At 65.4% G+C, this 26,121-nt stretch carries 26 protein-coding genes; 15 read left to right on the forward strand and 11 right to left on the reverse strand.

Translation table 11 applies throughout. The annotated features are described in order from the left end of the window. Positions 1–132: 132 nt before the first annotated feature. The 4 genes from ccoG to ccoS are packed head-to-tail and all read left to right on the forward strand — an operon-like array spanning position 133 to position 4,421. Positions 133–1,563: a cytochrome c oxidase accessory protein CcoG gene (gene ccoG / locus KM031_RS12825; RefSeq protein ID WP_215506036.1), complete on the forward strand. Its 1,431-nt coding sequence runs from the start codon at positions 133–135 to the stop codon at positions 1,561–1,563. A 1-nt stretch (position 1,564) separates the two neighbouring features. Further along, complete coding sequence (locus tag KM031_RS12830) at positions 1,565–2,020, forward strand: FixH family protein (RefSeq protein ID WP_215506037.1); 456 nt, start codon at positions 1,565–1,567, stop codon at positions 2,018–2,020. 4 nt (positions 2,021–2,024) lie between these two features. Continuing rightward, complete coding sequence (locus tag KM031_RS12835) at positions 2,025–4,241, forward strand: heavy metal translocating P-type ATPase (protein ID WP_215506038.1); 2,217 nt, start codon at positions 2,025–2,027, stop codon at positions 4,239–4,241. 21 nt (positions 4,242–4,262) lie between these two features. Continuing rightward, positions 4,263–4,421, forward strand: coding sequence for a cbb3-type cytochrome oxidase assembly protein CcoS (gene ccoS / locus KM031_RS12840; RefSeq protein ID WP_215506039.1), 159 nt, complete (start codon positions 4,263–4,265; stop codon positions 4,419–4,421). A gap of 86 nt (positions 4,422–4,507) precedes the next feature. Here the strand turns inward: ccoS and hemC are convergent, their stop codons facing one another. After that, on the reverse strand, positions 4,508–5,452 hold the full coding sequence (gene hemC, locus KM031_RS12845; RefSeq protein ID WP_215506040.1) for a hydroxymethylbilane synthase: 945 nt from the start codon (positions 5,450–5,452) through the stop codon (positions 4,508–4,510). Between the two features lie 146 nt (positions 5,453–5,598). On the opposite strand from hemC, the gene hemE reads away from it, so the two are divergent. Beyond that, positions 5,599–6,630: a uroporphyrinogen decarboxylase gene (gene hemE / locus KM031_RS12850; RefSeq protein WP_215506202.1), complete on the forward strand. Its 1,032-nt coding sequence runs from the start codon at positions 5,599–5,601 to the stop codon at positions 6,628–6,630. Between the two features lie 42 nt (positions 6,631–6,672). On the opposite strand, the gene KM031_RS12855 is transcribed toward hemE, so the two are convergent. Together KM031_RS12855 and hemF are read right to left on the reverse strand one after the other, a co-directional pair. Further along, entirely contained in the window at positions 6,673–7,020 is a 348-nt protein-coding gene (locus KM031_RS12855; protein WP_215506041.1) for a hypothetical protein, read from the reverse strand. Positions 7,021–7,023: 3 nt separating this feature from the next. Further along, positions 7,024–7,887 carry an oxygen-dependent coproporphyrinogen oxidase gene (hemF, locus tag KM031_RS12860; protein ID WP_215506042.1) on the reverse strand — a complete coding sequence of 288 codons (864 nt, stop codon included), beginning with the start codon at positions 7,885–7,887 and terminating at the stop codon, positions 7,024–7,026. Between the two features lie 117 nt (positions 7,888–8,004). Here hemF and KM031_RS12865 point away from each other — a divergent pair, with 117 nt between their 5' ends. Continuing rightward, positions 8,005–8,394, forward strand: coding sequence for a hypothetical protein (locus tag KM031_RS12865; RefSeq protein WP_215506043.1), 390 nt, complete (start codon positions 8,005–8,007; stop codon positions 8,392–8,394). A 4-nt stretch (positions 8,395–8,398) separates the two neighbouring features. On the opposite strand, the gene KM031_RS12870 is transcribed toward KM031_RS12865, so the two are convergent. From KM031_RS12870 to clpS, 3 genes are read right to left on the reverse strand one after another with little or no spacing between them, the layout of a single operon-like run. Beyond that, complete coding sequence (locus KM031_RS12870) at positions 8,399–9,205, reverse strand: SDR family NAD(P)-dependent oxidoreductase (protein WP_215506044.1); 807 nt, start codon at positions 9,203–9,205, stop codon at positions 8,399–8,401. An 18-nt stretch (positions 9,206–9,223) separates the two neighbouring features. Continuing rightward, on the reverse strand, positions 9,224–10,210 hold the full coding sequence (locus KM031_RS12875) for a class I SAM-dependent methyltransferase (protein WP_215506045.1): 987 nt from the start codon (positions 10,208–10,210) through the stop codon (positions 9,224–9,226). Between the two features lie 41 nt (positions 10,211–10,251). Continuing rightward, entirely contained in the window at positions 10,252–10,572 is a 321-nt protein-coding gene (clpS, locus tag KM031_RS12880) for an ATP-dependent Clp protease adapter ClpS (RefSeq protein ID WP_215506203.1), read from the reverse strand. A gap of 165 nt (positions 10,573–10,737) precedes the next feature. Between clpS and KM031_RS12885 the strand changes: the two genes are divergently transcribed. The 3 genes from KM031_RS12885 (at position 10,738) to KM031_RS12895 (ending at position 13,977) form a co-directional block, all read left to right on the forward strand. Beyond that, positions 10,738–11,439, forward strand: a complete 702-nt coding sequence (locus KM031_RS12885; protein WP_215506046.1) for an HAD family hydrolase — start codon at positions 10,738–10,740, stop codon at positions 11,437–11,439. 178 nt (positions 11,440–11,617) lie between these two features. After that, positions 11,618–13,222, forward strand: a complete 1,605-nt coding sequence (locus KM031_RS12890; RefSeq protein WP_260691953.1) for a serine hydrolase — start codon at positions 11,618–11,620, stop codon at positions 13,220–13,222. A gap of 74 nt (positions 13,223–13,296) precedes the next feature. Continuing rightward, a complete protein-coding gene (locus tag KM031_RS12895) occupies positions 13,297–13,977 on the forward strand; it encodes a fumarylacetoacetate hydrolase family protein (RefSeq protein WP_215506048.1) in 681 nt (226 codons plus the stop codon). Positions 13,978–14,113: 136 nt separating this feature from the next. Here the strand turns inward: KM031_RS12895 and KM031_RS12900 are convergent, their stop codons facing one another. Beyond that, positions 14,114–15,526, reverse strand: coding sequence for an FAD-binding oxidoreductase (locus KM031_RS12900; protein WP_215506049.1), 1,413 nt, complete (start codon positions 15,524–15,526; stop codon positions 14,114–14,116). 66 nt (positions 15,527–15,592) lie between these two features. Then, positions 15,593–16,279: an arylesterase gene (locus tag KM031_RS12905; protein WP_215506050.1), complete on the reverse strand. Its 687-nt coding sequence runs from the start codon at positions 16,277–16,279 to the stop codon at positions 15,593–15,595. Between KM031_RS12905 and KM031_RS12910 the strand changes: the two genes are divergently transcribed. After that, positions 16,278–16,949: an ABC transporter ATP-binding protein gene (locus KM031_RS12910; RefSeq protein ID WP_215506051.1), complete on the forward strand. Its 672-nt coding sequence runs from the start codon at positions 16,278–16,280 to the stop codon at positions 16,947–16,949. The genes KM031_RS12905 and KM031_RS12910 overlap by 2 nt on opposite strands. Further along, the gene (locus KM031_RS12915) at positions 16,946–19,456 is read left to right on the forward strand and encodes an ABC transporter permease (RefSeq protein WP_215506052.1); all 2,511 of its coding nucleotides are present in this window, start codon (positions 16,946–16,948) and stop codon (positions 19,454–19,456) included. Before KM031_RS12910 ends, KM031_RS12915 begins: the two co-directional genes overlap by 4 nt. A 76-nt stretch (positions 19,457–19,532) precedes the next feature. On the opposite strand, the gene KM031_RS12920 is transcribed toward KM031_RS12915, so the two are convergent. Genes KM031_RS12920 through KM031_RS12930 form a run of 3 tightly spaced genes read right to left on the reverse strand, consistent with a single transcriptional unit; the run spans position 19,533 to position 21,781 of the window. Further along, positions 19,533–20,333 (reverse strand): 3-methyl-2-oxobutanoate hydroxymethyltransferase, encoded by an 801-nt coding sequence (locus tag KM031_RS12920; RefSeq protein WP_215506053.1) that lies wholly within the window; start codon positions 20,331–20,333, stop codon positions 19,533–19,535. A gap of 12 nt (positions 20,334–20,345) precedes the next feature. After that, the gene (locus KM031_RS12925) at positions 20,346–20,660 is read right to left on the reverse strand and encodes a MocE family 2Fe-2S type ferredoxin (RefSeq protein ID WP_215506054.1); all 315 of its coding nucleotides are present in this window, start codon (positions 20,658–20,660) and stop codon (positions 20,346–20,348) included. A gap of 29 nt (positions 20,661–20,689) precedes the next feature. Continuing rightward, complete coding sequence (locus KM031_RS12930; protein WP_215506055.1) at positions 20,690–21,781, reverse strand: fatty acid desaturase family protein; 1,092 nt, start codon at positions 21,779–21,781, stop codon at positions 20,690–20,692. Between the two features lie 155 nt (positions 21,782–21,936). Between KM031_RS12930 and KM031_RS12935 the strand changes: the two genes are divergently transcribed. The 4 genes from KM031_RS12935 to KM031_RS12950 all read left to right on the forward strand — a co-directional run bounded on the left by KM031_RS12935 (position 21,937) and on the right by KM031_RS12950 (position 26,121). After that, positions 21,937–22,962, forward strand: a complete 1,026-nt coding sequence (locus KM031_RS12935; protein WP_215506056.1) for a LacI family DNA-binding transcriptional regulator — start codon at positions 21,937–21,939, stop codon at positions 22,960–22,962. A gap of 132 nt (positions 22,963–23,094) precedes the next feature. Next, a complete protein-coding gene (locus KM031_RS12940; RefSeq protein ID WP_215506057.1) occupies positions 23,095–23,904 on the forward strand; it encodes a TIM barrel protein in 810 nt (269 codons plus the stop codon). An 87-nt stretch (positions 23,905–23,991) separates the two neighbouring features. Beyond that, positions 23,992–24,933, forward strand: coding sequence for a substrate-binding domain-containing protein (locus tag KM031_RS12945; RefSeq protein ID WP_215506058.1), 942 nt, complete (start codon positions 23,992–23,994; stop codon positions 24,931–24,933). Between the two features lie 111 nt (positions 24,934–25,044). Beyond that, entirely contained in the window at positions 25,045–26,121 is a 1,077-nt protein-coding gene (locus KM031_RS12950) for an ABC transporter permease (protein ID WP_215506059.1), read from the forward strand.

The following is a 26,121-nucleotide window of genomic DNA, read 5'->3' on the forward strand; positions in this document are numbered from 1 at the left end:
TCTGCACCCGGGGCTGCGCGCAATATGCCGCATCGCTTAGGTGTATCGGGGATGCGATTTTTGATACAGGTCAAGGCAGCCAAAGGCGCGCGGCCCCATACCAATGCAGAAGTCGCCAGTCGGAGCCATTCCGTGACAAGCCCAGATACCGAACCACATTCCCTTTACGCCGCGCGCGAACCCATTTTCCCCCGTCGGGTGAAGGGGACGTTCCGCACCCTGAAATGGTGGCTGTTGGCGCTCATGCTTGGGGCCTATTACCTCGCCCCATGGATCCGCTGGGATCGCGGGCCTGCCTTGCCGGATCAGGCAGTGTTGCTGGATCTGGCGAACCGGCGCTTTTTCTTTTTCATGATCGAGATCTGGCCGCATGAATTCTATTTCGTGGCGGGGCTGCTGATCATGGCCGGGCTGGGGTTGTTTCTGTTCACCTCGGCGGCGGGGCGGGTCTGGTGCGGCTATGCCTGCCCGCAGACAGTCTGGACCGATCTGATGATCTTGGTCGAACGCTGGGTGGAGGGCGACCGCAACGCCCGGCTGCGGCTGCACCGGCAGAAATGGAATGCCGAAAAGGTCCGCAAGCGGGCAGTGAAATGGACGCTGTGGTTTCTGATCGGCCTCGCCACGGGTGGGGCCTGGGTGTTCTATTTCACCGATGCGCCGACCTTGCTGAAGGATCTGGTCACTGGCCAGGCGCATCCGATTGCCTATACGACGATCTTCGTGCTGACAGCGACGACCTTCCTGTTCGGCGGCTTTTTCCGCGAACAGGTCTGTATCTATGCCTGCCCCTGGCCGCGCATTCAGGCCGCGATGATGGACGAAGATACCATCACGGTGGCTTACCGCGACTGGCGGGGCGAGCCGCGCGGCAAGCTGCACAAGGGCGAACCTACGGCCGGGCAGGGCGATTGCATTGATTGCATGGCCTGCGTGAACGTCTGCCCGATGGGCATCGACATCCGGGATGGCCAGCAACTCGCCTGCATCACCTGCGGCCTGTGCATCGACGCCTGCAATGACACGATGGACAAGATCGGCAAGCCGCGCGGCCTGATCGACTATCTGGCCCTGACCGACGAGACGCGCGAGCGTGCAGGTGCCGCGCCGAAATCGGTGTGGAAACATGTGTTCCGCCCGCGCACCATTCTTTACACTGTGCTGTGGGCCGGGGTGGGCATCGCGCTGGTGGTGGCGCTGTTCCTGCGTTCGGACATCGACGTGAACGTGACGCCGGTGCGCAACCCCACCTTTGTCACCCTGTCGGATGGCACGATCCGCAACACCTATGACGTGCGCCTGCGCAACAAGCTGGGCGAAGATCACAGCTATGCAATCACCATTACCTCGGCGGCGGATCTGGCGCTGCGGATCGAGGGGCGCGATGACAATATCGTCACGGTGCCCGCGAACGAGACCTTCTCGACCCGCGTGTATCTTGAGGCCGCACCGGGCAGCGCGGCGGCAGAGGCCGAACGCAGCGATGTGCGGATCTGGGTCGGCGCGGATGTCGGCAATGCCCGTGTGCATCATGACACGGTGTTCAACGGGAAGGGGCAGTAACATGGGCGAAATCACCGGACGGCAGGTTTTCGCGGTGACGGCAGGGGCCTTTGCCGTGATCATCGGGGTGAATGTGCTGATGGCCTACAAGGCGATCAGCACCTTTCCGGGGGTCGAGGTGAAGAACTCCTACGTCGCCTCGCAACAGTTCGAGGCGAACCGGACGGCGCAGGACGCGCTGGGCTGGACCCTGACGCCCAGCTATGCGCCCGAGGACGGGCTGCGCCTGACCTTTACCGATGCCGAAGGGCTGCCGGTGCCGGTGCGTGAGCTGACGGTTCTGGTCGGGCGCACAACCTCGACCACGGCGGATCAGAAACCGCAATTCGTGCGCGAGGCCGGGGCCTATCTTGCCCCGGTGACGCTGGCGCCCGGCAAATGGATGTTGCAGGTCACGGCCGAGGCCGAAGACGGCACGCCGTTCCAGCAACGGCTGGACCTGTTGGTGAAAGGCTGATGCCATGACGCTGGCGGAACGGATCACGGCGGCTGATGATTACGGCCATGTCTCGCCTTCGGCTTGCCCGGCCTGCGCGGTCGCCCCTTCGGCCGAGCGGCTGGCAGAGCTGACCGCACCGCAGGACGCCCGGCTGATGCTGTCGATACCGACCGCGCATTGCGCCACCTGCATCTCGACGGTGGAAAGCGGGCTGGCCGGGGTGCCGGGCGTACGCTCGGCCCGGGTCAACCTGACGATGCGCCGGGTGTCGGTGGAGGCCGAACCGCAGGTCGATGCCGAAACGCTGATCGCCGCGCTGAAAGGCGTGGGCTATGAGGCGCATGAACTGGACGCAGGCCTGCTGTCGGCCACCGAAACCGATCGGCAGGGGCGCGACCTGCTGATGCGGCTGGGCGTGGCCGGCTTTTCCATGATGAATGTGATGCTGCTGTCGGTGGCGGTCTGGTCGGGGGCCGAGGATGCGACCCGCGATCTGTTCCACTGGATTTCCGGGGCCATTGCGCTGCCGACCGTGGTCTTTGCGGGCCAGCCTTTCTTCAAATCGGCCTGGGCCGCGCTCAGGGTCGGGCGGCTGGGCATGGATGTGCCGATCTCGCTGGCGCTGATCCTCGCCTCGGCCATTTCGGTGTTCGAGACGATGAATTCCGGCCATCACGCCTATTTCGACGCGGCGGTGATGCTCAGCTTCTTTCTGCTGGCGGGGCGCTATCTTGACCATCGCACCCGCGCGGTGGCGCGGTCCGCCGCCGAGGAACTGGCGGCGCTGGAGGTGCCGCGCGCAACTGTGATCCGCGCGGGCACAGAGCAGGTGGTGGCGATTTCCGATCTTGCGGTGGGGGAACTGGTGCGGGTGCGCCCCGGCGGCCGGATGCCGGTGGACGGGGTGGTGATCGAAGGCACCTCCGAAATCGACCGTTCCTTGCTGACCGGCGAAAGCCTGCCCGCCTGGGCCGGGCCGGACACGGCGGTTTCGGCGGGCGAGGTGAACCTGACCGGGCCGCTGACGCTTCGCGTGACGGCGGCGGGCAAGGACAGCAGCCTGCACCGCATGGCCGATCTGGTCGCCGTGGCCGAAAGCGCCAAGACGCGTTATACCAGCCTCGCGGAACGCGCCGCGCGTGCCTATTCGCCGCTGGTGCATCTGCTGTCTTTCAGCGCCTTTGGTTTCTGGATGTGGAAAACCGGCGGCGATCTGCGCTTTGCCATCAATATTTCCGCCGCCGTGCTGATCATCACCTGCCCCTGTGCGCTGGGGCTGGCGGTGCCTGCGGTGGTGACGGCGGCCAGTGGGCGGCTGTTCCGCAAGGGGTTGCTGATCAAACACGGCACCGCGCTGGAGCGGCTGGCCGAGGTCGATACCGTGGTGTTCGACAAAACCGGCACGCTGACGTTGGGCGCACCCGAGCTCACCAATCTGGCGGCACAGCCCCGGCAGGTGGCCGAAGTGGCGCTGGCGCTGGCCGAAGCCTCGTCGCATCCGCTGGCGCAGGCTTTGGTGCAGGGCGCGCGGGCGGCGGGGCTGCATCCGGCACAGATCCGCGATCTGCGCGAAGTGCCGGGCTATGGCATCGAAGGCCAGTGGAACGGGCGGATCGTGCGGCTGGGCCGGGCGGGCTGGTGCCAGGCCGAGGCGCTGCCGATGACGGCCACCTATCTGTCTCTGGGCGATGGGCAGACCCATGGCTTCACCTTCACCGACCGGCTGCGCCCCGGGGCCGAGGCGGCGGTGGCCGCGCTCAAGGCGCAGGGCATGGCGGTGCGGCTGATTTCGGGCGATGCCGAAGGGCCGGTGGCGGAACTTGCGGCGCGGCTGGGCATCGCCGATTGGGTTGCCGGGGCCTTGCCCGCCGAAAAGGCCGCATTGGTCGGCGATCTGACGGCGGCGGGCCATCATGTGCTGATGGTGGGGGATGGGCTGAACGACACGGCGGCGCTGGCGCGGGCGCATGTGTCGATCTCACCCGCCTCGGCGCTGGATGCGGCGCGGGTGGCCTCTGACATCGTGTTGCTGGGGCAGGATATGGCCCCGATTGCCGATGCCCTGCGCATCGCCGGGCAATCCACGCGCCGGATCAAGGAAAACTTTGCGATTTCGGCCCTTTACAACGTGGTGGCGGTGCCGCTGGCGCTGGTCGGTCTGGCCACGCCCCTGGCGGCGGCCTTGGCAATGTCGCTCTCGTCGATTACCGTTTCGCTGAATGCGCTGCGATTGAAGTGAGCGGATGAGGAGGCTGCGTCGATGGAAATCCTGACAATCCTGATTCCGGTGTCGTTGTTTCTGGGCGGTGTGGGGCTTGTGGCGTTTTTCTGGGCGCTGAAGGCGCGGCAGTTCGAGGATCCGCAAGGGGATGCGGCGCGCATCCTGACCACGGATTACGACGACCATCCGAAACCCTGATGCAGCCCGCAGTCTGAAACAGGCCCGACCCACGGGGCCATCGAGGCCCCGCGTGTCGGCTGCCGCGGAGGGTGGCGGGGGCGGCGTCAGCGCCAGTCGAAGAAACCCTTGGGGGCCTGTGCCAGCAGCCGCGCCGCCAGATCCCGGCCCAGATCGGCCCCTGCGGCGATGGTGCCGCGCGCCTCGCCGGTGATGACCTCGGACCCGTCGGGTCGCAGGATTTCGCCGCGGAGCCAGATCTGATCGCCTTCCAACAGTGCCAGACCGGCAATCGGGGTTTCGCAAGAGCCATCCAGCGCCGCCAGATAGGCCCGTTCGGCGGCGAGCCGCTGCCCGGTCGGGCCATCATGGATGGCGGCCAGCAGCGCCTCGGCCCGCGCATCCGCTGCGCGGCGCTCGATGCCGATGGCCCCCTGTGCCACGGCGGGCAGCATCTCGTCAGGCGCGATGGCCGAGCGGGCGACGGCGGCCATGCCCAGCCGGTTCAGCCCCGCCATGGCAAGGAAGGTCGCAACCGCCACGCCATCTTGCAGCTTTTTCATGCGTGTCTGCACATTGCCGCGAAATTCCACCAGCGTCAGATCGGGGCGGCGCGCGGCCAGCTGCGCTCGGCGGCGCAGGCTGGACGAGCCGACGGTGGCCCCCTGCGGCAGATCTGCAAGGCGCTGGATCGTCGGGCTGACAAAGGCATCACGCACATCTTCGCGCGGCAGATAACAGTCCAGCAGCAGCCCTTCGGGCTGGGCCACCGGCATGTCTTTCATCGAATGCACCGCGATGTCGATGCCGCCATCCAGCAGAGCATCCTCGATTTCGCGCGTGAACAGGCCCTTGCCGCCGATCTCTTTCAACGGGCGGTCCAGCACCCGGTCGCCGGTGGTCTTGATCGCCACGATCTGAAACGCGGCCTCTGGCAGATCAAAGGCCGCCATCAGCCGGTCGCGGGTTTCATGCGCCTGCGCCAAAGCTAGCGGCGAGCCACGGGTGCCGATCTTCAGCGGTTCAGCGGGGGAGGGGAGCGCATATGTCATGGCAGAGCCATAGCGCCCCGCGCGTAGCGTTTCAACTGCGACGGAGGCGCGCGGGCCGGCCTGAGGCACCCTGCCGCGCTTGACTTCCGGGCGTGGCCAGTCAAGTCAGGGGCAACAGAAAAGGGATGCCGCCGATGGCCGAGACCATGACCGACAAGCTGATCCTGCGTGCGCTGAAGGGCGAAACCCTGCCGGTGCCGCCGATCTGGATGATGCGACAGGCCGGGCGCTATCTGCCGGAATATCGTGCCACCCGCGCGCAGGCCGGGGATTTCCTTTCGTTGTGTTACAACCCGGAACTTGCCGCCGAAGTCACGCTGCAACCGATCCGGCGCTATGGCTTTGACGCGGCCATCCTGTTTGCCGACATCCTGTTGATCTGTCAGGCGCTGGGGGCGGATCTGTGGTTCGAGACGGGCGAGGGGCCGCGTCTGTCGACCATCACCACGCCCGCCGAACTGGCCGCCCTGAAACCCGCCCATGCGATTCATGACCGCCTGTCACCGGTCTATGAAACCGTGCGTCGCCTGTCGCGCGACCTGCCGGCCCAGACCACGCTGATCGGCTTTGCCGGTGCGCCCTGGACGGTGGCGACCTATATGATCGCCGGGCGCGGCACCAAGGATCAGGGGCCTGCCCATGCGCTGAAAGCCGCAGATCGCGCCACCTTCGCTGCGCTGATCGACCTGATCACCGAAGCGACCATCGACTATCTGTCGGAACAGGTGAAGGCCGGGGCCGAGGTGGTCAAGCTGTTCGACAGTTGGGCCGGCAGCCTGAAAGGGCAGGACTTTACCGATTTCGCGGTGAAACCCGTGGCCCATATCATTGCCGAACTCAAACGCCGCCATCCGGGGCTGCCGATCATCGCCTTCCCGCGTGAGGCGGGGCAGGGCTATATCGGTTTTGCCAAGGCGACCGGCGCGGATTGCGTGGCGATCGACAATTCGGTCAGCCCGGACTGGGCGGCGGCGCATGTGCAGCGGGATGGCTGCGTGCAGGGCAATCTTGCGCCGCATCACATGGTCAGCGGCGGGCCTGCGCTGGTGGAGGCCACGCGCGCGGTTGTGCAGGCCTTCCGCAAGGGGCCGCATATCTTCAACCTTGGGCATGGCATCACGCCGGACGCCGATCCCGAAAACGTGGCGCTGATGATTGAAACTGTGCGCAAGGGCTGACGCCCGCGCGCGGCCCGTCGCGGGGCCGCGCCAGCCTGCCGCTTATGCGGCGATGAACACCGGCCCGAGCATTGCCCGCAGAGCCACCAGCGCCGCCTCGGCCCCGTCACAGGCCTTCAGACGCACGGCGATCTGCCGGGCATAGCCGAACCGCGCCGCCAGGGCGGGGTACAGGACCAGCTCCAGCCCACCGGGGCCGATGCTGGCCTGCGCCACCGCATCGTCAGCCCCGAAATCCTCGTCATTCAATTCGAACCAGACCGGGCCGCCCGCCAGATCCTGACGGAACATCGCATAGCTTTCTTCGGTCGCATCGACAAAGCCGATGAACCGCGCGCCATCCTCGTCCGTGACCGTCGCATAGACGGCTTTCACCACCACATCGGTCATCGCTTAATACCACTTTGCCACGGGGGGCAGGCTCATCAGCACGGCATCCGGATTATGCCCGGTTTCCAGCCCGAATTTGGTGCCCCGGTCATAGACCAGATTGTATTCGGCATAGAGGCCGCGATGTAGTAGCTGCGTTTCGCGGTCGGCTGCCGAGGCGGTGGTGCCAAGGCGGCGTTCAGTCACCGGCAGGAAGGCGCGCAGGAAGGCGCGGCCCACATCCTGGGTAAAGGCGAAATCGGCGGCCCAGTCGCCGGTGTTCAGATCGTCATAGAAGATACCGCCGACGCCGCGCGCGCGGCCCCGGTGCGGAATGAAGAAATACTCATCCGCCCAAGCTTTGAATTTGCCATAATAGTCAGGGTGATGCGCATCACAGGCCGCTTGCAGTTCGGCATGGAAATGGGCGGTGTCATCGGCATATTCGATACAGGGGTTCAGATCGGCCCCGCCACCGAACCACCAGGCATGTGGGGTCCAGAACATGCGGGTGTTCATGTGGACGGCGGGCGTATGCGGGTTCTGCATATGGGCGACAAGGCTGATGCCCGCAGCCCAGAAGCGCGGATCCTCGGCCATGCCGGGCACGCCACGCGCGGCCATCGCCTTTTGCGCCGGGGCGCCAAGCGTGCCGAACACGGTGGAGATATTGACGCCGACCTTTTCAAACACGCGGCCATTGCGCATCACGCTCATCTCGCCGCCCCCGCCGCTGTCGCGGGTGGTGGGCGTCACCTCGAACCGGCCGGGCGGGGTGGCGGCGGCAAACCCATCCTCAAGCGCCTCGAATGCCGTGGTGATCTGGTCGCGCAAGCTGCGGAACCAGGCGGCGGCCTGCGCTTTTTCGGTGTCATAGCCGGTGGTCATGCTGTCATTCCTCTGCGAACGCAGGCCCTTCCTATCAACTTCGCGGCAGGGCTGCCAGAATGGGTTTGGCAAGCCCGATGCGGCGGATTAGCCTGCCCAAAACCCCGGAGGGATTCCATGAGACGTCTGATCCTGCTTCTTCCGCTGCTGGCGGCCTGCGGCACACCGCAGGAACAGTGCATTTCCTCGGTGACGCGGGATCAGCGGGTGGTGGAAAAGCTGATCGCCGAGACTCAGGGCAATCTGGATCGCGGCTATGCGATGGAACGCTATACGACCTATGAAATGGATTGGCGCAATTGCGGCCGCCCGCATCACAAGCCCGGCACAAAACCGGCACCGCCGCGCATGTGCTGGGAGGAAATTCCGGTGACGCGGACCCGGCCAAAGGCAATTGATCTGGCGGCAGAGGCCAGCAAGCTGCGGCAATTGCAGGACAAACGCGCGCAGCTGAGCCGGTCGGCGCAGCCTGCCATCGCGCAGTGCCGCGCCCAGCACCCGGAGTAAGGCGTCAGTGCGCCGGGGCGGCGACGGCATCCAGAATGCTGCGACCGCCATCCAGCGTGATGATCTGCCCGGTCAGAAAGCTTGAGGCATCCGAGGCGAGGTATTGCACCGTTTCCACCAGTTCGGCGGGCGAGGCGATGCGGCCCATCGGGGTTGCGGCAATGATCGTGTCGCGGAACTCGGGCGTTTCCTTCAACTGCGCCTGAAGGCTCGCGCTCATCACCGACCCGATCGAGACGGCATTGACGCGGATCCCCTTGGGCGCCAGCGCCACAGCCATGGCGCGGGTCATCTGATCGAGCGCGGCGCAGGCGATGGAATAGCCTAGCAACTCGGGCCGGGTGCGGGTGGCGGCGATGGAGGAGAGGTTGATGATCGTGCCCGCAGCGCCCTGGATGCCATCGCGTTCCGCCTGCGCAATCATGCGCTTGGCGGTCAGCTGGCTCAGCCGCAGGCTGGTCAGCATGTTCTGTTGCAACATCGCCTCGACCGCATCCTCCTCGATGCAGAGCGGGTCCGACAGGGTGATCTGGCGGCTGGCATTGACCAGAATATCCACCCGCTCGAACGCATCCATCGTGGCCGACAGCAGGTTGGTGATCGCCAGCTTTTGCCGCAGATCGCCGGCAAACATGCGGATCGGCCCTTCGGTGCGGGCCTCCTCGCCGATTTCGGACTCCAGCCGGGTTTCGTCCATATCTGCGAACATGACATTCGCGCCCTTGTCGATGAAATGGCGGGCAATGGCGAGCCCGATGCCATTGGCGGCGCCGGTGACGATGGCGGTCTTGCCGGAAATAGAGAGCGACATGGGAACGCCCTTTCTGCCTTAGCGGCGGTTCGGGTAACTGGCGCGGATGATGCGGAAGGCGCGGTCGCTGCCGATATCTTCCACTTCGCGGAAGGCGGCCTTCAGCACGGGATCATAGGGCAGGTGCCGGTTCGCCACCAGCCAGAGCGTGCCGTCGGGCGCGAGCATCTTTGCCGCAGCCTTCAGAAACGCCACGCCCAGCATCGGATCGGCATCGCGTGTGGTGTGGAAGGGCGGGTTGCAGACAACCGCCCCCGCCAGATGCGGCACCTGCCAGCTTGTGGCATCGGCCCAATGGAACTGCGCGCGGGCATCGGTGATATTCTGGCGGGCGCAATCCAGCGCCGCCGCCTCGGCCTCGACCAGATGCAGTTCCTTCACCCCGTCACGGGTCAGGATATGCTGCGACAGATACCCCCAACCGGCCCCGAGATCGACCACCCGTGCCGGCAGTTTGGCGGGCAGGGCTTCGGCCAGCAGGGCCGAGCCGCGATCCGGCGCATCGGCAGAAAACACCCCCGGCGCGGTCAGAAAACCACCTTCGATCCGGCGCGGGGCGGCGGCCCAGCCTTGCAGGGCGGCACTGGCCGGAAAGGTGAAGATCTTGCCATGCGCCTTTGACAGCGCCTCGCTGACCGGGCCGAGCGCGCGCAATTCCTTGTAAAGCGCGTCCACGCCATCGGTCTTTTGCCCGTCGACGATCACCGGCGCCCCAAGGGGCAGGGCGGCACAGGCATCGGCCAGCAGGGCGCGCGCCTCGGCCTTGGCGCGGGGCAGGCAGACCAGGGCCGCCGCATGGCCGGTGCCCGGCGTCAGCGCGGTGCGATAGCCTTTGGCGGCGAAATGATCGTGATCGGGTTTGAAGCCCTGCACGATCAGCAGTCGCTCCTTCGGCAGGGCCGACAGGTCATCGCCCAGACGCGGGCGGAACACGACAATGCTGCCCGCATCGGGCAGGGGGAGGGCGCCGGTTTCCAGCGCGAGGTCAAGGCGGGTTGAACGCATGAGCGGCCTGAGCGGCCTGTTCCTTCAGCAACGGGCGGGGGTCATTCCTTTTCCATCGTGCATTGCAGCGGATGCTGATGCCGACGGGCGAAATCCATGACCTGCGCCACTTTGGTTTCCGCCACTTCGAACGAGAACACGCCAACGACGGCAAGCCCCTTCTTGTGGACGGTCAACATGATCTCGAAGGCCTGCGCGTGATTGAGGCCGAAAAACCGCTCCAGAATATGCACCACGAATTCCATCGGGGTGTAATCGTCATTCAGCAGCAGCACCTTGTACATCGGCGGGCGCTGCGTGCGGGTGCGCGTCTTCGTCAGGATCGAAGCGTCCGATCCATTCCCGTTGTCATCGGCAGACATGAGGACAGGGCGAAGGGTCAATGCGTCACTCCGGCTGGGCTGGGGGCGGGTTGCAGGTGGATTCGGGATCTGGTTCAGGGACAACAGTATAGCGCAATCCGGCGGCGGGAAAAGGGGGGCGGCTTTTTGCTTGCAGCCGCCCGCGCGCTCGGCAAGATTGCGCGGATGACACAGCCCCTTCTGATCGGCTTCGATGCCGATGACACCCTCTGGCAGAACGAGACATTCTTCCGGCTCACCCAGGCCCGGTTCGAAGCCCTGCTGGCCGATTACGCCGAGGCCGATCACCTGCACGAGCGGCTGCTGGCGGCAGAGCGTCGCAATGTCGGCCATTACGGCTTTGGCGTGAAGGGATTCGTTCTGTCGATGATCGAGACCGCCATCGAAGTGACTGAGGGGCGTGTGCCCGCCTCGGTCATTGCCGAGCTGATGGCTGCGGGGCGCGACATGCTGGCTCATCCGATTGAACTGCTGCCGCATGCCCGCGCCGCCGTCGAGGCGGTGGCGGCGGATTTTCGGGTGCTGCTGATCACCAAGGGCGATCTGCTGGATCAGGAGCGCAAGCTGGCGCAGTCGGGGTTGGGCGATCTGTTCCACGGGGTCGAGATCGTGTCACACAAGACGCCCGAAACCTATGCGCGTCTGTTTGCCCGGCATGGCGTCGCACCAGAGGCGGCGATGATGGTGGGCAATTCGCTGAAATCCGATGTCCTGCCGGTGATCGAAACCGGCGGCATCGGTGTGCATGTGCCCCATGACCTGATCTGGGCGCTGGAACAGGCCGACGCCCCGCAGGGCCATCCGCGGTTTTTTGAAATGCCCGACCTGTCAGGCTTGCAGGCGCTTTTGGCCCGGCTTGCCGCATGATGTTGTGTGGCAATTCGGCCTTGCCCACCACATCTGCCTATTGCAAATGAAACACGCCATAAAACCCCTTGAATTTAGGGGGTTTTCGCTATGCCCCCCCTGTGCTAGCCTTTTTGCAAGGCCCCGAAAAACAGGGGTATCCGAGGCAGAAATCAATAACAAGGCAAGGGGCAGCGACGTGGCTTCGCGTTTTGGGCAGTTCGTCCGCAATTTCACTTTGCTGGTCACATTCGTTGTTGTGGCCGCTTGTTCGACGCCGAAACCTTCGGGGGCGGCGCCGTATGCAGCTTATGTGATGGATGCCCGAACGGGCGAAACCATCTATGCGAAGAACGCGGACACGCGGCTTCACCCGGCATCTCTGACCAAGATGATGACCCTCTATATCGCGTTCGAGGCGATCGAGCGGGGCGAGATCAGCCTTGATACCATGGTCAAGATCACCAAGAACGCTGCGGCAGAACCGCCGTCGCGTCTGGGCCTGAAGGCCGGGCAGAAAGTGGCCCTGCGCCACCTGATCCGGGCGGCGGCGATCAAATCTGCCAATGATGCGGCCACCGCCATCGGCGAGGCCATCGGCGGATCCGAGGCGGAATTTGCACAGCGCATGAACCGCACGGCCAAGGCCATCGGCATGAAGAACACCACCTTTGCCAATGCCAACGGGCTGACCGCGAAGGGCCATTTGTCCACCGCCAGCGACATGTCGACGCTGGGCCGGCGGCTGTTCTACGATTTCCCGCAATATTACAACATCTTCTCGCGCCGCGAGACGGATGCGGGTCTGGCCGATGTGGCCAATACCAACCGCCGCTTTCTGGACAGCTACAAGGGTGCCGATGGCATCAAGACCGGCTTCACCAACCCGGCGGGCTTCAACCTGACCGCCTCGGCAGAGCGCAATGGCGTGCGAATCATCGCGACGGTGTTCGGCGGAACCTCCACGGCACAGCGCAATGCCAAGATGGCGGAGCTGCTGGATCTGGGCTTTGCGTCGGTCAAACCCGGCGGCAAGGCCGTGCCGCCCGCCCCGCCGGTCTACGAGCCGCAAGCCGCGCCCGAAGCCGCTTTGGTGGCCGAGACCGGAACCGAGGGCAATCGGGTGATGGGCGCGAAAACCCTGCGTGTCAGCACGGTCATCAGCGCCTCTCCCCGCCCGCGCGCCCGGCCCGGCTCTGCCCCGGCAGAGGCGCAGACGCTGCTGGCCGCAGCGCCCGCCGCCGATCCCGGCGTGGATCCGATTGCCGAAATGATCGCCGCCGAAGTGGCCGTGGCCGCGATGCAGAATGACATTGCCGGGGCCTTGGCCGAAGCCGCAGGCACGCCCGGGGTGGCGATGGCCGCAGCGCCCATGGCGCAGGTGGATGATGGCAGCGTGATGTCGCTGGCCGCCGCGATGGTCACGCCGACGCCGCCCGTGCCGATGGCGGAACCGGAGCATGTCCCGACCGTGATCCATACCGCGACGCCGCTGGACGGTACGCAGATGGCCGCAATCGAGCCGGTGCCGACAGCAGCCGAGGTGGTGACGCGGATTTCCACCTCGGGCGGGCGGCACTGGGGCGTGAATATCGGCCGGTTCAACAGCCGCACCTCTGCCGAACGGGCGCTGATGAAAACCATGCTGGCCGAAAGCGCCACGCTGAACGAAGGTCTGCGCAAGGTCGTGCAGAAAAGCGGCGGTTACGATGCGAATTTCATGGGACTGAGCCAGGATCAGGCCGATCTGGCCTGCCGCAGATTGCAGGCGCGCGGCACCCAGTGCTTTACCATCGGGCCGTAAGCGCTGAGCGCTGAGACATGCTCTTGCGGCGACCCACAGCTCCGGGCAGGGTAACCTGACCCGGAGGTTTTTTTATGCCAAGCTATGTCTTTCCACCGATCCCGCAGCCGAGTGTTGCGATAGAGGGCCAGAGCGCCCGCTTTCCCGTGCGCCGCATCTTTTGTGTCGGGCGCAACTATGCCGAACATGCGCGCGAGATGGGCCATGATCCGCAGGCCGAACCACCGTTCTTTTTCACCAAACCCGCCGATGCGCTGGTGGTGCATGGCGCGAGCATCGCTTATCCGCCCGCCACCGCCGATCTGCACCACGAGGCAGAGCTGGTGGTAGCCATCGGAACTGGTGGGGCGGAAATCCCCGAGACGGCGGCGCTGGACCATGTGTTTGGTTATGCGGCGGGCAATGATCTGACACGGCGCGATCTGCAAGCGGCGGCCAAGGCTGCCCGCAGGCCGTGGGACATGGCGAAGGGCTTTGATGCCTCAGCGGTGATCGGCGCGATCCGGCCGGGGCAGGCGGTGCCGCAAGGGGCGATCCGCTGTCGGGTGGACGGTGCGCTACGGCAAAGCGCCGATCTGGCCGAGATGATCTGGCCGGTGCCCGCGATCATCGCTCATCTGTCGCGGCTGGTGTGCCTAGCCCCTGGGGATCTGATCATGACCGGCACGCCCGCCGGGGTGGCGGCGATCCAGCGCGGCGAGACCTGTGCGGTGGAGATTGACGGGCTGGCCCCCGCTGCCGTGACGCTGATCTGAGCGGAGGGGGGCCTTGCAAGGGGCATCGAGCCCCCGGCAAGGCCATTGCATGGACTGCGGCGGCGGTGTGCACGGGCCGAAGGTCTGTGCGGGCGGTGTGGCAGAAGATGGATATTTTTGCCAAGATGAAAGGCCGTCAGGGCAGGATCTTGCCGGGATTCATCAGGTTGAGCGGATCCAGCGCCTGTTTGATCTGCGCCATCACCGCCAGCGCCACCGGATCCTTGTGCCGGGCCATCGAGGGTTTCTTGGACAGACCGACCCCATGCTCTGCCGAGAAGGTGCCGCCCAGGCGTTGCACCTCATCCTCCACCGCTTGCAGCAGGGTGTCGGCGAGAGCGGGGGCGTCGCGGCTGGGGAAGATGGTGAAATGCACATTGCCATCGCCCAGATGTGCGACCGACAGGGTTTCTGCCGCGGCATCCAATGCGGGCAAGCGGTTGTGGATCGCAGTCAGGAACGGGGCGACCGCGTCGAGTGGCAGGGCGACATCGGTGTCGATGGCCGGGCTGCGGGCAAAGGTGACTTCGGCGGCCAACTCGCGCCGGTGCCACATTGCGCGGCGCTGGGCCTCGGATTGTGCGACCTGTGCATCGAGCACCATGCCCTCGTCCATCATCGTGGCGAGGGTGTCTTCCAGCAGGGTGGCAATCGGCAGGCTGCCATCGGGGCCGGGGTCGGCATCGCGTGGGGTGATCGCCCCGACCTCGACCAGAATGGTGACGGCATGGCGCGGGGTGAAGGGTTCGCCCACATCGGGGCGGGCTTCGGTCAGCCGCCGCAGATAGGTGTCGGGCATGAATTCGAACGCCTCGACCGCGCCGCCGGTGACGGCCTGGAGCCGGTTGAGCAGCACCAGCGCGTCTGGCAGGCTGCGGGCGGCCAGCGTGGCCGTGGCATAGGCGCGGGGGCGCGGCACCAGTTTCATCACGGCGGCGGTGATCACCCCCAGCGTGCCTTCGGCGCCGATGAACAGATCCCGCAGATCATAGCCGGAGTTGTCCTTGTGCAGGGCGGACATCAGGTTCAGCACCCGTCCATCCGCCAGAACCACCTCCAGCCCGAGGCAGAGCGCGCGGGTGGAGCCATAGCGCAGCACATTGGAGCCGCCCGCATTGGTGGACAGCACCCCACCGATCATCGCGGAGCCACGCGCGCCGAACCAGAGCGGGAAATAGAGGCCCTTCGCCTCGGCTGCATCATGCAGTGTCGACAGGATCACCCCGGCCTCGGCCACCGCGATGCGCGACTCCGGGCGGATCTCGCGGATGCGGTTCAGCCGTTCGACCGAGAGCATCAACCCGCCTTCGGTCATCGCGCCGCCGACAAGGCCGGTGCGACCCGAGACCGGCACCACTGGCACCCGATGCGTCTGGGCAAGGCGCAGGATCGCGGCCACCTGCGCCGTATCGGCGGGGCGGACCACCGCCAGCGGATCGGCGGTGTAGTTGCCGGTCCAGTCGGACATATAGGGGGCGCGGTCAGGGCCGCGCAGCACATGCGCGGGGCCAAGAAGCTCGGTCAGGGCGGTCAGCAGGGTATCGGTCATGGCATCTCCAGTCACAGACAGAATGGTCTGACCGGCGGCAGGATACCAGAGGGGAGGTGCTGGATTTCAGGGTTGGGCGCGGGCCAGCAGATCCAGCACGGCAGGCCCGAGTTGGGCCACGATGCGCGCCACGCCCTCGCGGTTGGGGTGGATGCCATCGGCCTGCATCAGCGACCGCAGCGCTGCGGGATCTGTCGCGCCGAGGCCTGCCATGAAATTCGGCTGCATCAAGGTGCCATACCGGGTGGCGAGATCGGGGAAGATCGCATCGAATTGCGTCTTGTATTCGGGGCCGAAATTGCCGGGGCCGGGCAGGCCGATCAGCAGCACCGGCAGGTCGCGCTCGGCGGCCTCGCCGAGGATCGCGTCCAGATTGGCGCGGGTCACCGCCGGATCCAGCCCGCGCAGCAGGTCATTGCCGCCCAGTGCGACGATCAGCGCATCGGTTTCCGGTGTGAGTGACCAGTCGAGCCGCGCCAGTCCGCCGGCCGATGTATCGCCCGAGACGCCTGCGTTGATCAGGGTTGCGTCCGATCCCTTGGCCGCGAGCCAGGCCTGCAATTGCGGCACAAAGCCATCGCCTTCGGGCAGGCCATATCCGGCTGTCAGACTGTCGCCCAAGGCGACGACGGTCAGCGGCTCGGCCTGCGCTATCGCGGCGGAAAGACAGAGCGCAAGTGTTGCAAGGGCTTTGCCTATGGCGGCGCGCGCCCCATATGCGACAGGTGAGATGAGGCGAAGGGCAAAAAACATGGGTGAACCGATTCTGGCGTTGGACAATGCGCAGCTGACATTGGCGGGAAATGCCGGTCCGGTCGAGATTTTGCGGGGCATCACACTGACAGTTGAACGGGGCGAGACAGTGGGGCTGGTCGGGCCGTCCGGGTCCGGCAAATCGTCGCTGCTGATGTTGATGGGTGGGTTGGAGCGGGCGACGGCAGGGCAGGTGCGGGCGCTGGGGCAGGATCTGGGTGCGATGAACGAGGATGCGCTGGCGCGGTTTCGGCGCGGCAACATGGGCGTGGTGTTCCAGAGCTTTCACCTGATCCCGACGATGACGGCGCTGGAGAATGTGGCGGTGCCGCTGGAACTGGCCGGGGTGAAAGAGGCCTTTTCACTGGCCGAGGCGGAACTGGCTTCGGTCGGGCTGGGCAAGCGGCTGCATCACTATCCGGCGCAGATGTCGGGCGGCGAGCAGCAGCGCGTGGCGCTGGCCCGTGCGGCGGCCCCGCGTCCGGCGATCCTGCTGGCGGATGAGCCGACCGGTAATCTGGATGGCGTCAATGGTGCGGCGATCATGGACATGCTGTTCGGGTTGCGCGACCGGCATGGCGCGACGCTGGTTCTTGTCACCCATGCGGCAGAACTGGCGGCGCGTTGTGACCGGGTGGTGCGGCTGGTCGACGGGCAGGTGGCAGCATGAGCTGGACACTGGCGGCGCGGCTGGCGCGCCGGGAACTGCGCGGCGGGGTGCAGGGCTTTCGCATCTTTCTGGCCTGTCTGGCACTGGGTGTGGCGGCGATTGCCGCTGTGGGCATGGTGCGCGGCGCAATCGAGGCGGGGCTGCGCGATCAGGGCGCGGTCTTGCTGGGCGGCGATGCGCAGATGGAATTCACCTATCGCTTCGCCGATGCGGATGAGCGGGCCTATATGGAGGGCCTTGCCAGCCGGGTGTCCGAGGTGGTCGATTTCCGCTCCATGATCGTGGTGGGCGAGGAACGGGCGCTGACTCAGGTCAAGGCGGTGGATGATCTTTACCCGCTGGTGGGCGCGGTGGTGCTGGATCCGCCGTTGCCCCTGCCCGAGGCGCTGGCTGGGGGCGAGGGCCTGCCCGGCGCGGTGATCGACAAGGTGCTGATGGATCGTCTGGGGCTGGCCCCCGGCGACCGTTTCCGCCTTGGCGCGCAGGAATTCCGGCTGGGGGCGGCGCTGCTGCGCATGCCCGACAGCGCGGCGGGCGGCTTCAGCCTTGGCCCGCCGATGATCGTGTTGACCCGTGATCTGGGCAAGTCGGGGCTGATCGTGCCGGGATCGCTTTATGAAACCGAATACCGGCTGGATCTGCCGGAGGCCAGTGATCTGGCACAGCTGGAAAGTGCCGCCGAGGCCCGGTTTGCCGACAAGGGCATGCGCTGGAGCGACAGCCGCCGCGCGGCACCGGGGGTGGAACGCTTCGTGGATCGGATGGGGTCGTTTCTGGTGCTGGTCGGTCTGGCCGGTCTGGCCGTGGGCGGTGTGGGCGTGTCCAGCGCGGTGCGCGCCTATCTGGAGGGCAAGGTGCCGGTGATCGCCACCCTGAAAACGCTGGGGGCCGAGGGCGGGCTGATCTTCCGAGTCTACCTGTTGCAGATCGGGGCCTTGGCTCTGGTGGGGATCGGGCTGGGGCTCATGCTGGGCGTGCTGGTGCCGCTGCTGGCGGGGCCGTTGATTGCGGCGGCCTTGCCGTTTCCGGTGGCCTTTGCCGTCTATCCGATGCCGTTGATCGAAGCCGCGTTTTATGGCGCGACCACGGCGCTTCTGTTCACGCTCTGGCCTTTGGCGCGGGTCGAGGCGGTGCGGGCGGCGGCGCTGTATCGCGGAGGCGGTGCGGCGGGCCTGCCGCGCCCGCTGCTGATGCTGGCGATGCTGGCCCTTGCGGCGCTGCTGATCGGCGGCGCGGTGCTGCTGTCGGGTATGTGGGGGCTGGCCCTTGGCGCGGCGGCGGGTGTGGTCGCCGCGCTGCTGGTGCTGGCGGCGGCGGGTCTGGCCACCCGGCGTCTGGCGCGGATCGGTGCGCGGCGGGTGCGCGGGGCAGTGGCCCTGCGCGCGGCGCTGGGCGCCATTGCCGCGCAGCGGGGCGAGGCAATGTCGGTCATCCTGTCGCTGGGGCTGGGGCTGTCGGTGCTGGCCGCCGTCGGGCAGATCGACGCCAATCTGCGCGCCTCGATCGACCGCGATCTGCCCAGCCGAGCCCCGAGCTATTTCTTTGTCGACATCCAGAATGACCAGATCGCCGGGTTTCTGGACCGGGTGAAATCGGATCCCGCCATCACACGCGTCGACAGCGCGCCGATGCTGCGTGCGGTGGTCAGCCAGATCAATGGCCGCCCGGCGCGCGATGTGGCGGGCGAACATTGGGTGGTGCGTGGCGACCGGGGCATCACCTATGCCGCCACCCCGCCCGAAAATACCAATGTGGTGGCGGGCAAATGGTGGCCTGCCGATTATACTGGCGCGCCGCAGGTCAGCTTTGCGGCGGACGAGGCCGAAGAGATCGGCCTGAAACTGGGCGATACCGTCACCATCAATGTGCTGGGCCGCGACATCACGGCCACGGTCACCAGCTTCCGGCAGGTCGATTTTTCCTCTGCCGGGATGGGCTTTGTGATGACGCTGAACCCATCGGCGCTGGCCGGGGCACCGCATACCCATATCGCCACGATCTATGCCGCACCGGAGGCAGAGGCGAAGATTCTGCGCGATCTGGCGGGGGCCTGGCCGAATATCACCGCGATCCGGGTGCGCGACGCGATTGACCGCGTGACCGAGGCGCTGGACGCCATCGCCACGGCAACGGCCTGGGCGGCGGCGGCGGTGCTGTTGACCGGCTTTGTGGTGCTGATCGGCGCGGCGGCGGCGGGGGAACGCGCGCGGGTCTATGAGGCGGCGGTGCTGAAGGTGCTGGGGGCCACGCGAGGCCGCATCCTGGCCAGTTTCGCGCTGCGCTCGGTCTTGACCGGGGCTGCGGCGGGGCTGGTGGCGATTGTGGCCGGGGGCATTGCCGGTTGGGCGGTGATGGTCTTTGTGATGGAGGCCGACTATCAGTTCGAGCCGGTGTCGGCGCTGGCCATTGTGCTGGGTGGCATCCTGATCACCTTGCTGGCGGGGCTGGTCTTTGCGCTGCGCCCGCTGGCGGTGCGGCCTGCCCGCGTGCTGCGCACGCAAGACTGAAACACCGTGCTGCGCAGGCAAGACTGACTGACAAGCCCCGCCGGGATCCGGCGGGGCCAGTCTTTTGGCGGAAGGCTCAGGCCTCCTCTGACAGCCAGTGCCGGAAGGCCGCCGTCACCTCTGCATCGCCCGCCACCAGGTATTGCGGCGCGGGATAGCTGCCGGAATGAACATCCGCGACAAACTCGCCATAGGCCGCGATGCGGTCGCGGTGCAGCCGCGCATATTCTGCGGCGAAATCGCGATAGCGCTTGGCATGGCGCGGCACTTTGCCGGTGGTCTGGCCCAGCACGTCATCGCTGAACAGATACTGGGCATGGCCGCCCGGACCGGCCCCCATGGAGATCAGGAACAGGTCGGTATGCTCGGCAATCGCATCGGTGATCGACTGCGGCACCACCTCGATTTCCACTGCAAAGGCCCCGGCCTCTTCCAGTGCCTTACACTGGCGATAGATCATCTGCGCCTGATCCAGTGTCTTGCCCACCGCCTTGAAGCCGCCCGTCCATGTGGCCTTGGAGGGGATCAGCCCGACATGGCCACAGACCGGCACCGCATGGTCCGCCAGCAAACGGATGGCCGCAACGCTGCCCGAACAATAGACAGCATCCGCGCCGTGCCGGACCATGGTCAGCGCCCAGTCCAGCATCTTTTCAGGGCCGCCGATATTGTAGAAATTGTCGCCGGGGCAGGCAAAGGCGGAAGGGGCGGCATCGCGAAAGCGCGGATCCATCAGCAGCGCGGGCGGCACGGACAGCAGCTCCACCCCGGCACGTTCGGCGGCTTCGGCTTCGTCCAGCGTTTCCACGCGCAGCATGGCATATTGGTGTGTGCCACGATTGGCGCGCAGGTCTTGAATTGTCGGGCGTCTGGCCATCTGGAAGGTGCCTTATGATAGCTGGATAAAGACGCGACCGCCTTCAACCTTGGTGGGATAGGTCTTGAGATTGACGCAGACCGGCGCACGCTTCGCCTCGCCGGTGCGGTAATCGAACTGGCCATTGTGCTTGGGGCATTCGATCCGATGCTCCATCACCAGACCATCGGCCAGATGCACCTGTTCATGGCTGCACAGGCCATCGGTGCAGTAGAATGCGCCCTCGGGTGCGTGGTAGATGGCAAACGTGGCGCTGCCATGATCGAAGCGGATCACATCCTCTTCGTCGATGTCATCCGTGGCGCAGGCGTCGATCCATTGGGTCATGTGCGTGGCTCCTTTGCTGTGCAGGTCAGTCATTCGGCGGCGGTGCCAAGGGCTGCGCCAAGGGCCGCCATGTGAAAATCGTCGCGGTAGGGTTTGGCGGTGGGCGGCAGATCGCGTTTGAGGAAATGATCCTCATTCGCCAGCTGGCGGCGCAGCACCGGCCACATTTCGCGGAACGCCTCGGCGATCGAGCGGTTGGGCGCGGGCAGATCGTGCCGGATCAGGGCGTGCAGCTTGGGCAGCGCGTGATAGGGCACCATCGGGAACATGTGGTGTTCCACATGGTAGTTCATGTTCCAGTACACAAAGCGCGAGAAACGGTTCATCAGCACGGTGCGCGAGTTCAGCCGGTGATCGTTCACATTGTCGGCCAATCCGCCATGTTGCAGCAGGCCGGTCATCACATGATGCCATGCGCCATAGAGCCGGGGCAGGCCGATCACCATCAGCGGCAGGATCGAGCCCAGCCACAGCGCCAGTGCCAGCGTGGCGGCATAGATCAGGCACCACAGCCGCGCCACGCGGATCACCTTGTGATGTTCGGATTGCGGGATATAGGTCTGCTCTTCGGGGGCCAGCCGCCCGGTTGCGTTCAGCAGCATCCGGCCCCAGCCGGACCAGGCATCAAAGATGCCGAAAAAATTGCCGATCAGCTTGAAAAACACCGGCGGGCGCATGATCGCGATTTCGGGGTCACGGCCCACGATATAGGTATCGGTATGGTGGCGGGCATGGCTCCAGCGCCAGCTGTGCGGGTTTCGGATCATGCAGAAACAGGCAATGTTGTAGACGAGATTGTTCATCCACGGCGTCTTGAACGCGGTGCCATGGCTGCATTCATGCCAGCGGCTGTCCATGGCCGAGCCGTAAAACACGCCATAGACCGCCCAGAACGGCAGCGACCAGAACGAGGGCCAGAGCAGCCATCCCGCTGTCGCGCAGACCAGCATGGTGCCGAACAAAAGGAAGGTGTCGCGGATCGCGGGTTGGTCGGACCGCTGCATCAGGGCCTTCATTTCCTTGCGCGGCACCTCGGTGTGATACCATTCGGCTGTGGCCAGCCCGGTTTCAACCGCGCGTCGGGCATCAGGCCCCAGAAGGCTGTAATCGCGTTTTGTCATTGTGATCTCCCGCCGGGGCCGTGGCAGCTCTGGCCTGCCCCTCTTGCTGCCAAGGATAGGCCAACTGCGGCGTCGCGCAATCTGGGCGCTGGTAGTTTTCGTCAAAATGCATCATCATGCCTGCGGTGAATGATGAAAAACCATCGGGGATGGCTATGGCAAGACGACCGGGAATGGCAGAGCTGGCACAGGCGGCTGGGGTATCGGTGGCAACGGTGGACCGGGTGCTGAACGGGCGGGAGCAGGTGAAACCCGATACCGTGGCGCGCGTGCATGAGGCGGCGCTGCGCATCGGTCATCCGGCGGCGCGGCGCATTGCCCCGCTGGCGGCAGATCTGCCCGAGTTGCGATTCGGCGTGGTGCTGCACAAGCAGGGGCAGGATTTCTACAAGGCCTTTGCCGAGGCCCTGCACCGCGCGGTTGCGGCAGCGCCCGGTGTGCGTGGCAAGCTGGTGCTGGAGTTTTCGGCCTCGCAATCGCCCTCCGACATGGCGGGGCTGCTGCGCAGCATGGCTGGGCGCTGCGATGTGCTGGCGGCAACGGCGGTCAACCACCCCGAGGTGACTGCCGCCGTTGAGGAGCTGAAGGCGCAGGGGCTGGCGGTGTTTTCGTTGCTGTCGGATTTCGCGCAGGGGGTGCGGGCGGGGTATGTCGGGCTGAACAACCTCAAGGTCGGGCGCACCGCGGGCTGGCTGATCGGCATGGCTGGGCGCACGCCGGGCAAGGTGGCGGTGTTTGTCGGCGGCCATCGCTGGCACGGCCATGAACTGCGCGAGGCGGGGTTTCGCAGCTATCTGCGCGAATGTGCGCCGCAGTTGGCCGTGCTGGACACGGTGGTGAACCTGGAAACCCGGCAATTGACCTATGAGGCGACGCTGGGCCTGCTGGCGCGCCAGCCCGATCTGCGTGGCATCTATGTGGCGGGCGGCGGCATGGAGGGGGCGATTGCGGCGCTGCGCGAGGCCCGGCCCGCCGGGGTGGCGCTGGTCGTCTCGGCGCTGACCCCCGATTCGCGCGCCGGTCTGGCTGAAGGCGTGGTGACGCTGGTCACCGATACGCCGCTGGACACGCTGTGCCGTGATCTGCTGGCCATCATGGTGGCTGCGGCGCGCGATGGGGTGGGGCCAAACGGCATCCAGCATTTTCTGCCCCCCGATATTCACGTGGCGGAATCGCTTTAGGGGGGGCGGCGCAGCGGTGGCAGTGCCCGGGAATCCGGTTTTGGAATTTTTCAGTTGAAATGATCCAAAAATAGAATATCAATTCCACGACTGCCGCGCCATCGTGGCGGTCTCTTGGGGGGAATCACGGATATGCTGCCTTTCGCGTTGAACCACATGACCACGCCGCGTCTGGGCTGGGAGGCGTTTCTGGACCTTTCGGCCAGACTGGGCTGCGTCGGGGTGGAGTTTCGCAATGATCTGCCCGGCGCGCTGTTCGACGGGGCCGATCCGGCCGTGGTCGGGGCGGCGGTGCAGGCGCGGGGCCTGCGCTTTCTGGCGCTGGCCGAAGTGAAGATGTTCAACGACTGGTCGGATGCCAAACAGGCCGAAGCGGCGGCGCTGATGGCGATTGCCAAACAGGCCGGGGCCGAGACGATCAGCCTGATCCCGCGCAATGATGGCGTGGCGACGGATCGGGCCGACAGCCGCAGGGTCACTGAAACGGCGCTGCGCGCGCTGTTGCCGATGCTGCGCGACGCGGGGCTGAAGGCGATGGTCGAGCCGCTGGGCTTCGAGGTCTGCTCGCTGCGCTACAAGGATGTGCTGGCCGATGCGATTGATGCAGTGGGCGGTGCCGGCACCTATTTCATGGTGCATGATACCTTCCACCATCACCTTGCCGGGGGCGGGGCGATCTTTCCCGAACTGACCGGCATCGTGCATGTGTCGGGCGTGGTCGATCCGGCGGTGGCTGTCGCGGACATGCGCGACCCGCACCGGGTTCTGGTCGATGATGCAGACCGGCTGGGCAATGTGGCGCAGATCCGTGCCTTGCGCGCCGCAGGTTATGACGGCCCGATCAGCTTTGAGCCCTTTGCGCCCGAGGTGCATGCGCTGGGCGATGCCTATGCGCCGTTGCGCGCCTCGATGACGTTTATTGACGCGGGTGTCGCGGCCTGACCGCCACCCGCCTCAAAACAGCCGCTCCGGGGAGGGGCGGTCCGGCTGGAGCATGGTGCGCCGGACACCGATAGTGGAGGAACGAGAATGAAAAAGACCCTTCTGGCTGCCGGTTTTGCCTCGCTGATGGCAACCACCGCAATGGCGCAAGACATTGGCGTGTCGATGGCGCTGTTTGACGACAACTTTCTGACGGTTCTGCGCAACGGGCTGGATGCCAAGGGCAAGGAACTGGGCGTCGGCCTGCAGATCGAAGATGCGCAGAACGATGTGGCCAAGCAGCTTGACCAGATCAACAACTTCATCGCCTCGGGCGTGTCGGCCATCATCGTGAACCCGGTCGATACCTCGGCCACGCAGGCCATGTCGGATGCCGCCGCTGCCGCGAACATCCCGCTGGTCTATGTGAACCGCGAGCCGGTGAACGTCGACACCATGCCCGACAATCAGGCCTTCGTCGCCTCGAACGAACTGGATTCGGGCACGCTGCAAACCAAGGAAGTCTGCCGCCTGTTCAAGGACGCGGGCAAGACCGAGGCGAACATCTATGTGATCATGGGCGAGCTGTCGAACCAGGCTGCCGTGATGCGCACCAAGGACATTCACGATGTCATCGCCGGGCCGGATTGCGGCGTGAAGGTCAATATCCTGGACGAGCAGACCTCGAACTGGTCGCGCGATCTGGCACAGAACCTGATGACCAACTGGCTGTCCACCGGCGCGGCGTTTGATGGCGTGATTGCCAACAATGACGAATCCGCCATCGGCGCCATTCAGGCGATGAAGGCATCGGGCGTGGATATGGCCACCGTCGTGGTGGCAGGTATCGACGCCACGCAGGACGCACTGGCGGCGATGCAGGCGGGCGATCTGGATGTGACGGTGTTCCAGGATGCTGCCGGTCAGGGCGCAGGCGCGCTGGATGCGGCGATCAAGCTGAGCAAAGGCGAAGCCGTGGAGCAGAAGGTCTACATTCCGTTCCAGCTGGTGACCCCGGCCAATATCGGCGATTTCCTCGCCAAGAACTGATCCCGTTGCGGATCGGGGCGGCGCAGAGGTGCCGCCCCTCTTTGATCTCTGACCGGACGTGACGCGTCAGCAGAGTTTATTTCAGCAGTTAATCCGGGGGAGGGTGCAGCCGTGTCACAAACGACGCATGGGCTGGGCGGCCTGAAATATGATCCGACAAAGAAAGCACGCGCGCCAGAATGGAACGTCTTCTTTGCTCTGGTCGGCATCATCATCGTGTTCGAACTGATCGGTCGGCTGTTCATGGGCGACAGCTTTCTGTTCAACACACGCGACAATGTGGACACGCTGTTCAATCAGGCGCGGTTGCAGATCATCATCCTTCAGGTGTCCATCGTCGGCATCATCGCCATCGGTGTGACGCAGGTTATCATCACCGGCGGGATTGATCTGTCGTCTGGCTCCATCGTCGGGGCCACGGCGATGATCGCCATGAGTTTTGCACAGGTTGCCATGGTGAACGGCAACCCCAACCCCAAGGCGATTTTCGGGGATCTGGGCTGGATGGACCTGCCGGTGATCGTGCCGGTGCTGGTCGGGCTGAGCTGCGGTGTGGTGGCGGGCCTGATCAACGGATCCTTGGTGGCCTATACCAAGATCCCGCCGTTCATCGCCACGCTGGGCATGATGGTCACGGCGCGCGGCATTGCGAAATGGTGGTCCAAGGGCAACCCGATCTCTTTCCCGACCGACAGCTATGCGCTGATCGGCAAGGGCATGACGCCGGTGTTCCTGTTCGTGGTGCTGGCGGTGCTGTTCCACTGTATCATGACCTACACGAAATATGGCAAACATTGCTACGCCATCGGCTCGAACGAAGCGGCGACGCGCATGTCGGGCATCAATGTCGACCGTCACAAGGTGCTGGTCTATGTCATCGCCTCGGGTCTGGCTGCCTTTGCTGCCATCGTGCTGTCGTCCAAGAACCTGACCGCACAGGCCGGCATGGGGGTGATGTATGAACTCGACGCCATCGCCATGGCCGTGATCGGCGGGGTGTCGCTGCAAGGCGGGCGCGGCTCGATCCTCGGCACCGTGCTGGGCGCGCTGATCTTCGGCGTGATCATCTCGGGCTTCACCTTCCTGAAGCTCGACGCGTATTATCAGGAAATGGTCAAGGGCGTGATCATCGTCGGTGCCGTGGTTCTGGATCAATGGCGGCAGCAAAGCCGGTCGCGGGGGAAATAA

Source organism: Gemmobacter fulvus, assembly GCF_018798885.1.
Taxonomy (GTDB): domain Bacteria; phylum Pseudomonadota; class Alphaproteobacteria; order Rhodobacterales; family Rhodobacteraceae; genus Gemmobacter; species Gemmobacter fulvus.